Source organism: Moorena sp. SIO3H5 (assembly GCF_010692395.1).
GTDB lineage: Bacteria > Cyanobacteriota > Cyanobacteriia > Cyanobacteriales > Coleofasciculaceae > Moorena.
The window spans coordinates 50,291-64,095 of record NZ_JAAHHS010000004.1; the positions used below are offsets into that span (position 1 = coordinate 50,291).

Consider the following 13,805-nt stretch of genomic DNA (forward strand, 5'->3'; position numbering starts at 1 on the left):
TTAAGATACAACCGCTGCTGAAACGATGCCTTGCTCCTCAAGCACTGCAGCAACTCTAAGAATCATTGCTTCATGGTACGGTGCAGCAATAATTTGTACCCCTAAGGGCATTTGACCAGGACGGTGAATTGGTACTGATAAGACCGGTAAGCCAATGAAGGATAAGGGTTGAGTAAATAATCCTAAGTTTGGACGAACCAACACTTCTTCTCCGGCAATGACCATTTTTTCTTGACCCAGTAGGGGAGCAAGACAGGGTGTAGTGGGAGCGAGGATAATATCCACATCTTGGAAGACTTCCCGAACGCGATCGCGGAACCATTGTCGAAACCGTTGGGCTTGAATATACCAAGTCCCTGGAATTAGGGCACCTGCTAAAAAGCGATCGCGTGTAGCTGGATCAAAATCATCGGGACGTTTACGCAAATTGTCCAAATGCAGGTTTGACCCTTCATTAGCCGTAATAATATAAGCTGCTGCTCTGGCTCGCTTGGCTTCTGGGATAGTAACCGAGGCAGTTACACCCAAGCTACTAGCAACTTTAGCCACAGCATCCAAGACTTCTGGTTCTGCCCCTTGAGCAAAATACCCATCCGCAACCCCAATCCGTAACCCGTCAATCCCCTCGTTAAGCTGGGGAACACAGAGTTCTGGGAGACGATTAGTACAAACTGGATCAGCGGGATCTGCTCCCTGAAGGATATCAAAGATAGTAGCAATATCCCGTACAGAACGAGCAAACGGACCGATATGATCCAAACTAGCAGAAAACAAGAAAACCCCTGCCCGAGACAATCGTCCGTAGGTAGGTTTTAAGCCAAAAGTACCACACAAAGCTGCTGGTACCCGGATCGAACCATTGGTATCAGAACCGAGAGTGATCGGTACTAATCCCGCCGCCACTGCTGCTGCCGAGCCACCAGAGGAACCACCAGCAATGCGAGTGAGATCATGGGGATTATGAGTTGCACCGTAATGGCTATTTTCCGTTACAAAGCCATAGGCGTACTCATCCATATTTAATGCTCCAACTAGGATAGCACCCGCTTGTTTTAGTTTAGCTACAGCAGTAGCATCACGGTAAGCCGGAGGATTTTCAGCATTAATTTTTGACCCAGCTAATGTTATTAAGCCAGCGATATCATATAAGTTTTTAACCGCAAAAGGCACTCCTGCCAATGGACCCGGATTGTTCCCTTTGGCAATAGCATGATCAATGTCTTCAGCATCGGATAAGGCTTCGTCAGTGGTAACCGTTGTGAAACAGTTAAGGGATTGGTTACGGATAGTTATTTTTTCGAGACACTTAGTAATGACTGTTTTGGCGGTGACTTGACCTTCTCGAATCGCAGTGGCAATTCCAATTGCATCAGTTTGGTTCACGGTTAGCATCCTAATTTATGCTATTATTATGATTATTTATTTACGTTTATAAACCATTATCCTAAGGTTTAAATACAGGAGCAGCTGCGATATCATCAGGTAAGGTAAATTCTGTTACTAAAGATGCGATCGCATAAATTGTAGCGAAGTTTTTGATAACACCAGGACGGTGTTCGGGGTTAAGGTCTAAATCAAGGAGTTCTGCCATTGCTGCGACATAGGTAGCCGTTTCAAGTTTTTTGGGCATCATTACTAGTTAGTCTTTACTAATTTAGTAGTTAAAAATAATTGTAATATATAAATATAATATAATTTTAAAACCTGTCGTTATTACTAAAAACTCAACCATCAAAACTCGGCAGTCTCTTCAAAACTATCTTCAAACAAACAACGTTAAGTTTTTCGTTACCTTAAAGATATAAAGACACCCGATAGGGCTATGACTCAAACGAAAGCCGAACCTATTATCCGATGGGAAAAACTCCCCGAGGAATTTCAATTACCCGATGACCCAGTGGAAAATCTCTATCATCCCTTATTAGCGGCTATCCTCCGAGAGATTCTGGAATTAGCCGGATTTATCAATAATTCAATGCTGATTGCTTCAAACTTTGGACTATGTGCCAATGTGGACGGTAAAACAGTAGTGAAAGCACCAGACTGGTTTTATGTACCTTCCGTGTTTCCAGTCTTACCAGGGGTGATTCGCCGGAGCTATACCCCTCACACCGAAGGAGAGGTACCAGCAGTGGTTATGGAATTTTTATCCGAGAAGGAGCAAGGAGAATATTCCATGAACCCTCGTTACCCTTATGGCAAATGGTACTTTTACGAGCAAATCCTACAAGTACCAATTTATGTGATTTTTGACCCAGCCTCCGGAAGTTTGGAGATGCGATCGCTTAATTCAGGAAGCTATACCCTACAACAACCCGATGCTAATGGACGCTACTGGATTGAATCCATGGGTTTGTTTCTCGGAGTATGGTACGGGCAAAAATCAGAAATCACCAACTATTGGTTACGGTGGTGGGATAGCTCTGGAAATTTATTACCTTGGGGAGAGGAAAAAGTTCAACAAAGTCTACAGCAAGGCTTACAGCAAGGCTTACAGCAAGGAAAACTGGAGCTAATTATGCGTCAGTTGACACGCCAGGTTGGAACAATCGAGCCTACTCTAGAATCAGTAATCAACAACTTATCTGTTGCTGATTTGGATCAACTGAGTGAGGCATTGTTCGATTTTTCCGATGGGTCGGATTTATCCAGTTGGTTAGAGAGACTGAAAGGCTAATCAAATTAAATCTGGTGTCAGCTATCAGCTATCAGCCCTTAGCGGTCAGCTTAAAACAAGCTATCCGGCTGAGGAGTTCAACGGACTCAAAGCCAAATACAATGAATTCCTTGGCCGAAAGGCCAAGGAACTAAGATTAAACCAATGCTTACCTCTTTTATTCAAAAGCACCTCAAGTAGCGCATTAGCTGATAGCTGATAGCTGATAGCTGATAGCTGATAGCTGTTGGCGTAGCCTGCGCGTAGCGCATAAGCTTACAATCAGTAACGGCTACGAATAGGCTCAGCTAAATAATCATACATCAGTTGATATTGAGCTTCTGGTTCTTGCTGCCATTTCATCACTAAACCTGATTTGATCAATAGCTCTAGGATAAAATCTAAGTTGTCAGTAGATAACTGTAACTCTGCTCCTAAATCGTGTTTTGTTCGGAATGGCCGAGTGCCATTCTTATCCATTAACAAACCCAAAATTTTCCAAGCCGCGTTTTGGTTTTCTGAACCACAATCAGAAACAACCCCTTCTAAATAGCGCTCCACTAGCTTTTCTTTTGATCCGTTTTGCCGATAAGCCGCTAAAGTAGTGATTTGCTCAGTTTGCAGTTGCACTCCCACTATCTGTAATTCAATCGGGCTTACTTCTCCCACTGGTTCAGTCTTAGCTAAGTCGTTTACCAACTCATCGAGTAATGCATCCTCTAGGTAAAATTTAGCTCTAGTGGTTAGATTATAAATAATCGATTTTGCCTCTTCTGGAGAAAAATTACCGACATAATAAAGGATACCTTTATTAAGAATATCATTATTAATGGCATCCAAATCTACCTGACGAGCGCACTTTAATAATAGGTGTAGATAATCCTCCCGTAAACACAGGATCACTTTCAGATAGGGAATATTAAGACAGTCACGGAAAAACTCAAAGAACCGTTTTTGTTCAGCTGGCTCTCGGCAAGTAAAGAAAAACTCTTCAAATTGGTCAAAAATCAGGATGTTTCTCTGGTTTTGCCGTTGATTTTTTTGCAACTGGTCTAGAAGAGTAGCCGGTTCTTCGCGTAGCGTGGCCTTTTGGCCAAGGTTGTTTTTATAACCTTCAACCGTTAAACCTTCAACCTTTAAACTTTCACCCTTCGACTCTAAGATACGTTTACCCAGCTCTTTTTCCCAGTCAGTGTAAACCTTCAACCTAATTGGGACTATATCACGGTTACCAATGGGTTGCTGTTTTAGGGCGGGGATTAGCCCAGCTTCTAGTAAGGAACTCTTGCCCACTCCAGCCTGACCATAAATGACAGTTAGTTTGTGCTGGGTACTGGCAATGCGTTGCACTAGCTCTTGTACTTTGTGTTGCCAATCGGAAGCAGTCATTGCCTGAGATACGGTAGCGCTACCTTTACTCTTGGTCTGTGCTAACTGATTTTGTGCTAAGTGATTCTGTTGGGAGGATTTGAGTTTACTCGCACCGATAAAAGCAAGTAAACCATGCTGTTGTGCGATCGCAAGCCGTTCTTGTTTTAATCTAAATACTGCTTGATATCGTTTTTGTTGCCAGTAGAGGGTTCCTAGAGTTTCCAGGATTTCCAGGTACAGTTTCGGGTCATCACCAATGCCTAACTCCCTAGCCCGTTCCAGATGGCGAATCGCTTCGGAATGCTGACCCAAGTGCTGTTGGGCTTGAGCCAGAAGTAACAGATACCGAGCAACGGGAGATTTATTTGTAATCTGTTCTACATCTTGATCTATCTTAACTATGCCATTGAGGCAAGATAAAGCAGAATTTTCCTGATAGTCAGGGTACTGTTGCTGTTGTTGGGGTTGGATACTTGCGGGATGATAGGATAATTTTTTACTTCCCCCTCTTCCCTGTGTTCCATTGGCCAACAAATCTTCCCTATCCTGCGCAGCACCCTGTTCTTCTGTGACTTTTGTGATAATTACATTGGCATATAATGCGTTTGTGTAAGCCTCCTGCCAGCAGGATTTGTGTAGCGCTACTGTTGCTAAAAATCCATAATCCTGAGCCAGTTGCACAGGAGCAGAGTAACTTCTGTGTAGCGTTAGAGAGTTTTTAGCTAGACTTTCCAAATCTTCCCAGGCTTCAAGAGATTGCAGTATCTCACTGAGTTGATTAATAAACTTAGCCACTAAATCCGGTCGTTGTTTTTGCTCGAACACAACCAGACATTGCTCTAAATACTCTTTAGCCTTGTGCCAATTTTCTCCATAGCTAGGGTCTGTTCGTCTATACTGCTTAGCCTGATCGCAATAGCACAATCCTAGGTGAAACAGGATAACTGCTTCTCGCTCGCCACGTGGAGGGGCAATGGGTTTACGGGATATGAAGGTAGGCAGACCAAGTCCGGGTAGAATCTCACCGTTGTTTTCGGGCTTGCTCTGGTGCTTGCGGGGCTCCTGTTGCCAGAAGTCTAAACTTTTCTGATAGTGGGTGATAGCAACATCAATCTTGCCCAATCCATAAGCCTCTCGACCCCAGACAAAGTTTAGACTGGCTAGCAACTCTGGTGGCAACTCGTGGTTCCCACTTTCCAAATCCCGTAAGGCAAACTTAATTTCCTGACTATAACCAGCACCTAAGATAGCCTCATTGGGGTAAATTTCACTGGCACCTAATTCTAAGACTTTGGTAAATAAAGAACTGGTTTTTTGTTTTAGGTTGCTAATTAGGCTTGAGGTTGGGATTTCAAACATAACCGTTGTTGCCCAACTGTGAAAATCTGGTGTGATGCGAATCAACTTACACAGCACCTCATCGTTAATCCACAACACTAATGGAAACTCGAAATTTTTGCGAAACTCTTCTCTAACTTGGTTTGTGGCGATTAACAGTTCATCAAGGTCGGTGACTGACTCTAAACCAAACACCATCAAAGCGGCTGGCTGTTCCTCCCCGATTTCCTGTCGGAGGGTGGTGTAGAGTGTACAAGCAGATGGCTCTAGGAATACTTCCCGGATTGGCACAGAGGAAATTTTGTGTAGCCTGCGCACCACTCGCTTACGCCACTTGGCATAATTACAGTGTGCGAACATCAGTAAAAACTGTCCCTCACTAGCAGCTATTGCCCAGGCTAGTTCTTCTACAGTATCCCGGTGGTGATTAGCTACAGGGTCGAGTAGGGGTGATTTAATCATGATTTTAAGGATATTGCTTATGCCAGCAAGCGCTTATGCCAGCAAGTGAGGTAATTATGTTATCAGGGAATTAAATTCTATCCTGGTAGCAAAATAGCAATTTTTTGTGATTGTTTTGTGATTAGTCATGATAGGATTAAGTGTTAAGTAGTAACACTTAAATACTTAACACTACCTAGCACTATCTAACCGTACTACTTAACACTTATTAAAATTGCCATAGTTTTTTGCAATCCCATTCCAGACTGCTTCTGACAGAATCAGGACTCAGCAGGGAACCACTAACGACACCAACGACGCTCCCTCTTATTGACCTTAGTATTGTGCTTTAGATAATCCTGCAGCCAATCGCAAGCAAGGGAGTGTAGTTGATCAGGATTTCTGATAGTCTCTAAATTCCATATAATTACTCTAGCAGATGAATCTGAAGAAGCAATAGTTTTGCCATCGGGACTAAAACTGAGGCTAACTACATCATCATCATGGCCATAAAAGGTTTGAAGGTGTTTACCTTTGGTGTTCCAAAGCTTGACAGTTTGGTCAGCACTAGCGGTAGCAATGGTTTCACCATCGGGGCTAAACACCACACTCCAGACGGTATTCTCATGACCTTCAAGAGATGTTAGTTCCTCACCATCACTAACATTCCAGAGTTTAACCGTCTTATCCCTGCTAGCAGAGGCCAGGGTTTTACCATCGGGGCTGAAACGAACACTAAAAACCCAATTCTCATGACCATCGAGGGTTTGCAGTTCCTTGCCATCACTAACATTCCAGAGTTTGACGGTTGGGTCAGAACTAGCCGTAGCAGCACTAGCCGTAGCAATAGTCTCACCATCAGGACTGAATGTGACGCTATTAATCCAATTGGTATGACCAGTCAGAGTTCTAATCTCAATACCATTCTTATTCCAGAGTTTAACTGTTTTGTCCCGACTAGCCGTAGCGATAATTTGGCCATCGGGACTGAAAGCGATACTCCTGACCACATTCTCATGACCAGATAGGGTGTGCAGTAACTTACCATTCTTATTCCAGATTTTGGCAGTCTTGTCTGCACTAGCGCTAGCAATAGTCTTACCATCAGGGCTGAAACTAACACCCCAAACCCAATCGGTATGACCAGTCAGAGTTCGCTGCAATTGACCATTTAAGCTCCAGAGTTGGATTGTGTTGTTCTTACTAGCGGTAGCAATAGTCTGACCGTCGGGGCTATAACTGACGCTGTAAACGGTATTCTCATCCCCTGTGGGAATAGGGAGTTCATTACCGTATCGACTCCAAAGTTTAACCGTTTTGTCAGCACTAGCACTAGCCAAGGTCTGGCTGTCGGGGCTGAAATTAACGCTCCATACCGTACTTTCATGACCGGTAAGGGTTTCGAGTAGCTTGCCATTTCGATTCCAAAGTTTGACGGTATTGTCAGCACTAGCGCTAGCAAGGGTCTGACCGTCGGGACTGAAACTGATGCTAGTCACAGTACTTTGATGACTTTCATGGTCATCATTTCCCAAGGTCTGATACCGAGTACCGTCCATTTTCCAGAGTTTGACAGTCTTATCTTTACTACCAGTAGCAATCAGTTTACCTTTGGGACTGAAACTGACGCTGAACACCGCATCCTCATGGGCTTGTATGGTTAGAGGTTTTCTGTTGTACAAGCCATTCCGGTCTCTACGCCAGAGTTTAACCGTGTTGTCAAAACTACCAGTTGCCAGCACCTTGCTATCGGGGCTGAAACTAATACTGAGCACTGGTTGATCATGGGCTTTAAAGATTTGGGCTTTTTTGCCTTCGAGGCTCCAGATGATAACTCTGCCATCCTCGCTAGAAGCAGCAAGGCTTTTGCGATCAGGGCTAAAACGCACGCTCCAAACTAAATTAGTATGCCCTGTCAGGGTTTGAATAAACTTACCATTCCGTTGCCAGACTTTAACGGTTTTATCTTTACTAGCGGTAGCAATCAACTTGCCATCAGGACTGAAGGTAACACTTCTGATTTCATCCTGATGTCCATCCTTTCCTGCTAACGTGTAGAGTTCTTTGCCTTCCTTGGACCAGATTTTGACAGTTTTGTCGGAACTAGCTGTAGCAATTAGCTCACCGTCGGGACTAAAACTAACACTTTTGAGTGTATCAGTATGACCTTCTAAGCGGTTGCGCTCTCTCACCCCATAAAAGGCTTTCTCTAGAGAACTCATCGCTATATCCTTAGTCTCAGAGCTTACCCCAAGTGACCTCTTAAGTTTTGTTGCTGCCTGTAAGGCATCTTTTAGGGGATCGAGGGCATGATTATTGGAACCGTAAAGGGCTTCTGAGGATTTAATCAAAGCTGTGATTTCGTTGTTTCTAGCTTGAGCCCAAAATATAGCAGCAGAAACGGTTGAGATCGCTAACATAGCAACTACAGCAATGGAGCCGGTGAGTGCTATCATCGATTTCTGTAACTGGGCTTGAGAAAGCCGATGTTGCTCTTGGGCTTCCTTAAGTTTGGCGAGTAATTCGCTATCTTGCTGCTGGCGAATCACAGAAACTAGATAATCATGAACCAGTTGATAGCGGTTAACCGGACTTTCTCGTAAGAGCACCACTAATCCTGATTCGACTAGGATATTTAATACTAAATCTAACTGGTCTATTTTTTCTATCGCTAAATCTACTGCCAAGGCGTTTAAATCTTTTTCCAAATCCTGGCGGGTTTTAGGCGGGCGGGTGTTATTTTCTTCAGTTAGTAAATACAATATCAATTCAGCAGCTTTTTCATTCTCGGATCCACAATCTGCGATCACTTCTTGCAGGTAACGCTGCACCAATTTTTCTTTAGGACCTTTTCTCCGATAATGAGCTAGGGTAGTAATTCCTTCAGTTTGTAGTTGAGCTCCTACTATCTGCAATTCAATGGGACGAACTTCGCCTTCACTGCTGCCTAGTTCCTGAACTAAGGTGTTTACTAAAGCTTCTTCTAAATAAAATTGAGAGCGCTCGGTTAGGCTGCGAATAATAGATTGAGAATCGTCTAAGGAGAAATTTCCTAAATAATAAAGAATATTTTTATCGAGAATGTTATTGTTGATTGGATAAAAGTTTTGATTACGAATTCCCTGCAACAAAAAGTACAAATCATTTTCCCGTAATGACAAGATTACCTTGACGAAAGGAATCTGAAGACACTCCCGGAAAAATTCAAAAAAGCGTTTTCTTTCCGTAGGATTGTCCCAAATAAAGAAAAACTCTTCAAACTGGTCAAAAATCAGCACCGTTAGCAAATTGCGGTGTTCATTTTGTCGCAATTTCTCTAAAATGGTGGCTGGTTGCAGGTTAGTTTGGGTTGAATGTTGCAGGTTAGTTTGGGTTGAATGTTGCAGGTTAGTTTGGGTTGAATGTTGCAGGTTAGAAAATTGATGTGAAGCTTCAACCTTGAACACAGAAGACCCTTGACCGTTCAACTGGTCAACTTTCAACGGAGAAGATGCTAAGGATTTCCAGACTTCCCTGACCCAATCGGTGTAAACCCTTACCAAAATTGGTACGACATCGCGGGTTCCAATTACCTTAGTTTTGAGAGTGGGGACTAATCCAGCTTCTAGCAGGGAACTCTTACCTACCCCTGACTGACCGTAAATCACTGTCAGTTTGTGCTGGGTGCTGCCAATACGTTCCACTAAGCGCTCTACATCGTTCTGACGTACAGAAGCAGTGATTTCCTCAGCAGCAGTTTCCTGCTCTAGGAGTAAGGTAGAAGTTTGGCGTAGATGAGGTTTAAGGCGACCAGGTCCGATAAAGGCACGGAAACCATATTGCTGCTCAACAGAGAATCGTTCTTGTTTGACCCGAAAGGCTTCTAGATACTGCTTTTGCCGGAAATAAAGCGTCCGCAATTTTTCCAAAATGCGAATATAAAGTTGTGGGGCATCCATTGGACCGGTTTCCTTAGCCCTTTCCAAGATAGCGATCGCTTCTTGCGAGAGACCCAAATGCTGCTTCGCTTGAGCCAGAAGCAGTAGATAGGACATCTGATACTCTCCTGAGGTATTAGTTAACCGTGTCAGGAGTTCTAACGCTTTCCTAGCTGCTTGCTGAGCGCCCATCCAACGGCAGTCTTGAAGGGCGACTGCAGCGATAAATCCATAATCTTGAGACAGTTGCAGTGAATTGCCATAGGTTCTGTGCAGGACCAGGGAGCGTTGCGCCAGACCTTGTAAGTCTTTCCAAGCTTCCAGTCGTTGTAGGGTTTCGCCCTGTTTAGTAATAAACTTGGCAATTAAATCTGGGCGTTTTGCTTGTTCAAATGTATCGATACACTTTTGAAAATACCCTCTGGCTGTGATCCAGTGGTGACGACTTTGGGATCGATTGAGTTCAGCCAGGCTCAGATAACACAAACCGATATGAAACAGCAGTAGAGCTTGACGTTCTAGTGGTGAAGGGGTTAGGGGTTCAGAGGGTGAAGGAGTTGAGGGCTGCTTAGACAACGTCCGGAGATAAGGAGGTATTGGGGTAGTTCGACCCAGTCCGGAGGAGAAACTACTCTGCTGTTGGATTTCCTGTTGTTGTGTTTCCCAGCTCCTGAATTCTTGCTGCCAAAAGGCTAAACTTTGCTGATAATACTCTAAGGCCTGATCGATCTGACCATTAGTATAAGCTTCTCGACCAAGCACAAATGGCAAACTAGCTTCTTGGGTTATGTCTAAGACATCTCCACGAGTTTGCAAATCCCTCAAAGCTGAGTCCAATTCTCGGCGATAGCTTGAACCCAAAATAGCGGTATTGGGTAGGAACTGATCCCCACCGGCATCTAAAATACGAGTAAATAAATAACTCTCTCGTTCTGCTAGAGCTTCAATTAATTGATTGGAGGAGAGGACAAAATCTGTGGTTGTTGCCCAACTCTCTAAATCCGGCACAGACCGAATCAGCTTTTGGAGTACGTCGTCATTTACCCATAACACTAGAGGGAAGGGGCAATGCTTGCGAAACTCCTCTCGCACTTGGTTGGTAGTGATTAGTACTTGCTCCAGGTTGCTCAGGGAGTCTAAACCAAAGACCATCACGGCAGCTGGCTGTTGATCCCCTAGCTGCTCCAAGATAGTGGTGTAGAGACTCTTAACCGACTGGTTCAGATATATTTCCTGGAATTCAATAGCACAGACTTGCCGCAACTTCCGCACAATGTAATCCTGTAAAGCTTCATAGTTGCGGCGGGCTAAAATCAGGGAAAACTCCCCTTGGGACGTCTCAATCGCCCAGGCGAGTTCCTGCATTGAATTTTTGTTGTAGGCATCCGCATCTTCTACGCGGTATAAGCTAGGCATGATTTGAATCCTTCCGCTTCTGCCAAAATGGGATTAACGTCAAACCAAGACCCATCTTGGTCTCGATACTCATAGACGAACATGCTGCGGATCAAGACTTGGTAACCTTCATCTCCAACTACCTTCTTGTGTTTAGCAACATGACACAATAGTTCCCACTCATCGTCTGAGATGGGTAGGGTTAGTTCATTGCGCCGGTCTCGAATTACAGTTTCTAACATGCCTTGAGACAGAGGTAATCGTCTTTCTTTCTTGATCCAGGTACTGAGGAACCGAAGCAAATTTCGCACATGACCCCCGCTAGCGTAACACAGGCGGTCTAAAGTGTCAGGGGAGTCGAACACCTCTTTTACTCTAGCAAGACGCTCTAAAGGCTCTAAATCAGGGAAGGCTCTTGCCAGTACCATTTGTCGCAGCAGTGCCATGCCCTGTTCATGGGGAGTGCCATCTCGTAACTTTACCGGTACCATTGGTAACACTTTGGGATCTACTACAAAGCGTTGAGTCAAGGCACTATAGTCATTAGAAAATCGTAGGGCTAGGGGCATGGTGTAGACTACATGACAGTGTAACCCCTTTAACTGAGCTCCGCGATCCACAAATAGATATTCCGGCTGATCACGTCCCCAAGGCTTCTGGGAAGCGTCCACCCGATCGAGGTTATCTACAATTACCACTAGCCCTTGTTTCCCCACTTGTTGGAGGTTTGCGATCGCAGGTTCGAGCAACTCTTGGTTAATCACTTCTAACAAGCGATTGGTTTGAGGTTCGAGATATTGCCGTAACCGACTGCGCAGATCCGGGCTATCCTTAGCCTTAGCCGTAATCTCACCAATCCCAACTGCAAGGGAAACCGCCCCCTCCGTGTCTACTCCAACCTCACCAATCCCAGGAACTCCTACCCGACCGCTTAATTCAATTTCAGTGAGCAATAGTTTAGCCGCACCTGCCAGTAATTTTTTAAAGCCTTTCGGTTCACCTAGCTTAATTTTGTCTAAGCTTTCACTGACTCGACGAGCAATAGCGAGTAAAATGTCACCAACATCTACATCTCCCATTTCCAAGTCTTGAGAAGACTCAAAATAGACCACGTGAAAGTCAGCTTCTTCCAATTCGGCTTTCAACCGCAGTAATTCCGTAGATTTACCACAACCAATATGTCCAGTAAATAGCTCACAGGTCGGCTCATCCATGGAGAAGAAGGTGATATTGTCCTTCAACTCTTCAATGATCTTGCCCCCTCGCACTGAGGAAAAATCGATATAATAATTACGGTCTTCAGGCTGTTCTACCGTTAAGGTTTTGCTGGGATTACAGGCTTTATAGAATTTTTGGATATTTACTGTCATAGGTTTCCTTTGTCATTATTCATTACTCATATCTGGCACCAAGTGAAAAATTTACCTACCTATTAAGGTAGGGAATCGGGAATCGGGAATCGGGAATCGGGAATCGGGAACAGGTAAAATTCATAATATTTGATTATTTTATAACTAATTCGAGCTCCAAGATTATTATTAATTAGTTACTTTTGCTTATTTTTTTATTATGTTGTGACTAATTATGGGATTATGATTTACTTGTTATTACCCATTCCATTTTATCAGTTACTCTAGGTATCTGCGTAGGAATTGTGATAAGTTTTTAGGCCATATTCCCTACTCCCGTCTTGATGCAGTCGATCATGGGGGAAACCCCCGCGTGAAGGCGCTGCATCGCTACTCCCTACTCCCTACTCCCTACTCCGTTTGCTATAACAATTTCAAACTGTAACTGATGGCTGTCTATAAAATCATGGGTAAAATGATCGACGACATTGGTATCAGCAAGTTCCAAATTGTAGAAATCTATAAATTCCTGGTCAAAATAGGGACCAGCGTGCCAAGTTCCTACTTCTAATTTAATAAAGCAGTTACCTGGAATCCGAAAAGCCGCAATATCCTCTAAAACTGGTCGGTCATCTTGAGTGGGAGGAGCTACAGCCATGAACCAGTCTTTGCCTTCTAGAGAACCGAGACACTGAGTACATTGGACGTGGCGAGTGATTTTATCAAACTTACGACCGTTGTGGTGTAGCCGCATGATATAAAACCGGGATATCCCATTTTCCAGGTTTAACTGAGCATCATCTTGATCACCCTTACCCCTTTAGATTTTAGATTTTAGATTTTGGATTTTGGATTGCATTTAAAATCCAAAATCTGCAATTTCCCATCTCAAATCGAGGGGCGGTATTTTTCTGTGGCACTATCCTCACGATCGCTCGCACTGGGCGTTACCCAGCAAGTTTGGTCTTTCGGGAGCCCGGACTTTCCTCAAATCGGTAGTGCTACCGACCTGTAACTGCCTACGCCTACTCTCCCCCACTATCTAGTGTAGTATTTATGTGGCATATTGCCATACTAAATTCAGTATTCATTTTTTACTTCTTTTGATTCCAGGGTAGGGCGTAAGTCCAAGGAAGTTTGCGGATAGTAAAGGGGCAGTTAAGAATACAAACTGGGGGCACATTTTGACCTTGAGCGATACCGTAGGCTGTTTCCGAGACCCGTAAAACTAAATCTAGGGAAAACTCAAATTCCACTTTTCTCTCCATGAAGTCTCCATAGTTACCTTGTTTAGGAACATCAATGATGGGACTACCGGGGGAATATGTACCAGTTTCA

Annotated in this window: 7 protein-coding genes and 1 pseudogene; 1 reads left to right on the top strand and 7 read right to left on the bottom strand. The window is 43.9% G+C overall.

Annotation, left to right across the window (positions count from 1 at the left end; genetic code table 11):
* Both F6K52_RS01415 and F6K52_RS01420 read right to left on the bottom strand, forming a co-directional pair.
* Window positions 1-1,392, bottom strand: a complete 1,392-nt coding sequence (locus F6K52_RS01415) for an AtzE family amidohydrolase (protein WP_293072926.1) — start codon at window positions 1,390-1,392, stop codon at window positions 1-3.
* Between the two features lie 52 nt (window positions 1,393-1,444).
* Window positions 1,445-1,633: a DUF4089 domain-containing protein gene (locus F6K52_RS01420; RefSeq protein WP_293072929.1), complete on the bottom strand. Its 189-nt coding sequence runs from the start codon at window positions 1,631-1,633 to the stop codon at window positions 1,445-1,447.
* Between the two features lie 189 nt (window positions 1,634-1,822).
* Between F6K52_RS01420 and F6K52_RS01425 the strand changes: the two genes are divergently transcribed.
* The gene (locus F6K52_RS01425) at window positions 1,823-2,677 is read left to right on the top strand and encodes a DUF4351 domain-containing protein (protein WP_293072932.1); all 855 of its coding nucleotides are present in this window, start codon (window positions 1,823-1,825) and stop codon (window positions 2,675-2,677) included.
* A 261-nt stretch (window positions 2,678-2,938) separates the two neighbouring features.
* Here the strand turns inward: F6K52_RS01425 and F6K52_RS01430 are convergent, their stop codons facing one another.
* The 5 genes and pseudogenes from F6K52_RS01430 to F6K52_RS01450 form a co-directional block, all read right to left on the bottom strand.
* A complete protein-coding gene (locus F6K52_RS01430; protein WP_293072935.1) occupies window positions 2,939-5,827 on the bottom strand; it encodes a tetratricopeptide repeat protein in 2,889 nt (962 codons plus the stop codon).
* 281 nt (window positions 5,828-6,108) lie between these two features.
* Window positions 6,109-11,139 (bottom strand): hypothetical protein, encoded by a 5,031-nt coding sequence (locus tag F6K52_RS01435; RefSeq protein ID WP_293072938.1) that lies wholly within the window; start codon window positions 11,137-11,139, stop codon window positions 6,109-6,111.
* On the bottom strand, window positions 11,118-12,488 hold the full coding sequence (locus F6K52_RS01440) for an AAA family ATPase (protein WP_293072940.1): 1,371 nt from the start codon (window positions 12,486-12,488) through the stop codon (window positions 11,118-11,120). Before F6K52_RS01440 ends, F6K52_RS01435 begins: the two co-directional genes overlap by 22 nt.
* A 376-nt stretch (window positions 12,489-12,864) precedes the next feature.
* A pseudogene (locus F6K52_RS01445) lies at window positions 12,865-13,275 on the bottom strand (ureidoglycolate lyase); the annotation flags it as partial.
* Window positions 13,276-13,561: 286 nt separating this feature from the next.
* The coding region (locus F6K52_RS01450) for a hypothetical protein (protein ID WP_293072943.1) at window positions 13,562-13,805 on the bottom strand (244 nt) is incomplete at its 5' end.